We start from the raw sequence: 3,476 nt of genomic DNA on the forward strand, positions 1-3,476 counted from the left end.
CGAATCGTCGGATCGTAACGGGCCAACACTGCTTTGGCTGCACGGCGGGAGCTGGCTCAAGCTGTCAGGGAAGTTTGGCGAGACAAATCGACTGAAGACAGTGGTAACTACGAAGAACGCTGCTTGCGCAGCAAAGGAAAGAAACATGTTCTCGGTGCGCCTCGCTATGATTCGCCCTTTATCTTACGCTCGACCGTGTGTTTCGCTACTGGGATGCGCATTCGTCTTTTTGTTCCTACTGCCGCCATCCGTCACTGTGGCCGTTGACCCGGAAACAACTGTCGCCGACGTGTTGTCCCGCGTGCGGCAACATGATTTTCACCCGCTCAACGCAGAAGGAACGTTCACGAACGACCGGACCATCGACAAGCATGGCATCGCGGACGTGGGCAACGATGATTGGCGCGTGCGATTACTCGCCATCAGCGACTTGGTCCGACTTCTACCGGATGCGGGCGACGATGTTTCGCAGGGTCTATTCGACAAGAATCTTCATGTCCGACAGATTGCTGCGGCGGCACTCGGAATCGTACGACGGACGACAGCCGCAGGCAAGCTGGAGCAAGTCCTCAAGGACGACGAGAGCCCACTGGTCCGTTCACAAGCGGCGATGTCACTTGGCCAAATGGAGTCGAACGGGTCGCTCGACTTGCTCCGGAAGTTGCGGAAAGAGGATTCATCGAGGGATGTGCAACACCAATGCGAGTTGGCCATCGACCAGATCGAGAAGAAAAGGGGTGCGACGGACGAGCAACTCACGGCATTTCGCAACCTAAACCCGAAGGACTTTGAATCGGTTCAGGTCGGCGGCAAGGCATTGGATTTCGTTTTGAAAGATACCGAAGGTGTCCCCTGGCGGTTGAGTGACGTCAATCAGAATGAATGGATTGTGTTGATTTGGATCTTTGCCGACTGGTGCCCCGTCTGTCACGGTGAATATCGCGACCTGATCGACCTGCGGAAACAATTCAAGGACGCCGGCGTCCAGGTCGCCACCATCGAATGCCACGACACTTTTCGCAGCCGTGTCATGGTCGGAAAAGAACTGGAACCGCAATACTGGTTCTCCAAGCAGTCGTTCAAGGACAAATACAAGACGGGAATCTGGTGGCCGCATTTGGTCGATCATGCCGGCGCGGTCGGAGCCAGGTACGGAGTCGATCCGATGAGCTTTGCCGTCCATGCGGAATACGTCAACCGTCCCTCGACAGTCATCATTGATCCGAAGGGAGTCATACGTTTTGCCTACTACGGAACTTTCTGGGGCGACCGCCCTTCGATTCATGAAACTTTGGAGATGATCAGGAATGAGCGTTTTGAGTTTGAGCACAAGGACCGACGAAAGATGGTTGGTGACCAGGGGGCGAAATGACTTTCGCTCTATTGCTGATCGCCGGTCTGTTGTTGGCTCTTGCGAACGGCGCGAATGACAACTTCAAGGGAGTCGCGACGTTATTGGGAAGCGGCACGGCAAACTATCGCCGCGCCCTGCTCTGGGCGACGGTCTGCACGCTGCTGGGATCGCTCACTGCGGTGTTCCTTGCCGGGGAACTGCTGAGAAAGTTCAGCGGGAAAGGCCTGGTCAGTGATGCCCTGACAACGAATGTGGATTATGCAGCCGCCGTCGCACTTGGAGCCGGGTTGACCGTCCTGGTGGCGACCCGCGCCGGAATGCCGGTCTCAACAACCCACGGCCTGCTCGGCGCTCTGATGGGAGCGGGCCTGGCGGCGGGGTCACCGGTCAGCATCGTAAGGCTAGGCAGCGGATTTGTGTTGCCACTCTTACTCAGTCCGTTGCTGGCTCTCTGCATAACAGCCATTGTTTATCCTCTGCTTCGAAGTACCCGCCGCCGGCTCGGAGTTTCTGCGGACATGTGTCTGTGTGTTGGCAACGAGATCGTTGAGGTCGTACCGGTGTCGAATGGGGTTGCGGCCATGCAACGAGCGAGCGAGCTGAGTATCCAAGTCGGAGATACGGTCACCTGCCGCCAACGCTATCAAGGACAAGTCCTTGGTCTGGAAGCGGCGTCCGTGTTGGACTGGTTACACTACGGATCTGCGGGCATTGTGAGCTTTGCCCGTGGCGTCAACGATACGCCGAAGATCGCCGCCCTCTTGCTGTTGAGTCCGCACTTCTCGGGTAATTTCTCCACGTTGCTTGTAGGTTTGGTGATCGCGACGGGCGGCATCCTCAGCGGACGGCGAGTGGCCGAAACGATGAGCCTAAGAATCACTGGCATGAATCATGGCCAAGGATTTGTCGCCAATTTGATGACCGGCCTGATTGTCATTGCGGCCAGCCGGATGGGAATGCCCGTATCCACGACGCACGTCAGTTGTGGCGCGCTGTTTGGAATTGGCACAGTCACTGGGCAAGGAGACTGGAAGGTGATCGGCAAGATCGCCGGTGCCTGGCTGTTGACCTTGCCTTTGGGTGCGGCGCTTGGGGCGGCGAGCCTATGGTGCATCCGTTGGCTGACTTTGGTCTGACCTATGAATATCTCATCAGAAACACCGTCATCCTTGGTCGAAGGTTGCTTGTCAACTGAGAATGAGGCGAGTCAATCCACGTCGGCGCAGCCAGATCGTGTGATCGTACTTGCGCGATTTCCTGAGGCCGGGCAGGCGAAGACTCGGTTGATTCCAGCTCTGGGAGCTGAACGAGCGGCTCAGCTTCAGACGGCGCTGACTGGGAGAGCATTGAACGTTACGCGGCAGCTCTGTTCGGCCAGGCCGTGTGATCTGGAGGTGCGATTTGCGGGGGGCGACGTATCACGCATGTGCAGACTGTTCGGGTCCGGGCATCGGTATTCGGTCCAGCATGGGGCCGGACTGGGGGAACGATTAGAGCACGCGGTCTCTGCTGCATTTATGGAAGGTGCGAAGCGGGTTCTGGTGATTGGAACCGATTGCCCAGAAATCGAACCGTCGCTCCTTGAAGAAGCGTTTGAGGCTCTGTCGAGGGTGGACGTCGTACTTGGGCCGGCCCTTGACGGCGGCTACTATTTGATCGGGTTGCGCGTCAATCAGCCGTGTCTTTTTCGGGGGATCGACTGGGGCACGGAGAATGTGTTACAGCAGACACTGGAGAATGCTCGACAGTCGCGATACAGCGTCCGTCAACTGAAGGCACTCTCTGATGTCGATTACCCTGAAGATCTCCTAGCCTGCCTCCGTGTGCCCGGAGCATTTCCCGATGTTCTGCCTGAGATGCGTGCGGGGCTGCTGTCAATCGTTATTCCGACTTTCAACGAAGAGCGGACGATTGAGCATACATTGGAGCCAATCGCGGGCCTGAAAGATGTTGAAGTCATCGTCGCCGATGGCGGCAGTGGGGACGCGACGACCGATATCGCCCGTCGCATGGGAATCTGCGTTGTCCCGGTCAGGCCGGGGCGCGGGCGACAGATGAACGCCGGTGCGGCACTCGCAAGCGGAGAAGTTCTACTGTTCCTGCACGCCGATACGAAGTTGCC

General features: G+C 57.5%; 4 protein-coding genes. All 4 read left to right on the forward strand.

Features of this window, described 5'->3' with window-relative positions; translation table 11 throughout:
- Positions 1-95, forward strand: a 95-nt coding sequence (locus SGJ19_06250) for a DUF3641 domain-containing protein (protein ID MDZ4779833.1), incomplete at its 5' end; no start/stop codon positions are given.
- A gap of 611 nt (positions 96-706) precedes the next feature.
- On the forward strand, positions 707-1,372 hold the full coding sequence (locus SGJ19_06255; protein ID MDZ4779834.1) for a peroxiredoxin family protein: 666 nt from the start codon (positions 707-709) through the stop codon (positions 1,370-1,372).
- On the forward strand, positions 1,369-2,490 hold the full coding sequence (locus tag SGJ19_06260) for an inorganic phosphate transporter (protein ID MDZ4779835.1): 1,122 nt from the start codon (positions 1,369-1,371) through the stop codon (positions 2,488-2,490). The genes SGJ19_06255 and SGJ19_06260 overlap by 4 nt, the downstream gene beginning before the upstream one ends.
- 3 nt (positions 2,491-2,493) lie before the next feature.
- Positions 2,494-3,476: TIGR04282 family arsenosugar biosynthesis glycosyltransferase (locus SGJ19_06265; GenBank protein ID MDZ4779836.1), on the forward strand; the 983-nt coding region annotated here is incomplete at its 3' end.

It is taken from the genome of Planctomycetia bacterium (assembly GCA_034440135.1).
GTDB lineage: Bacteria > Planctomycetota > Planctomycetia > Pirellulales > JALHLM01 > JALHLM01.

Excerpts from the sequence above, each read along its gene's own strand:
- SGJ19_06260 (MDZ4779835.1), top strand. The coding sequence starts at position 1,369 with ATGACTTTCGCTCTATTGCTGATCGCCGGTCTGTTGTTGGCTCTTGCG.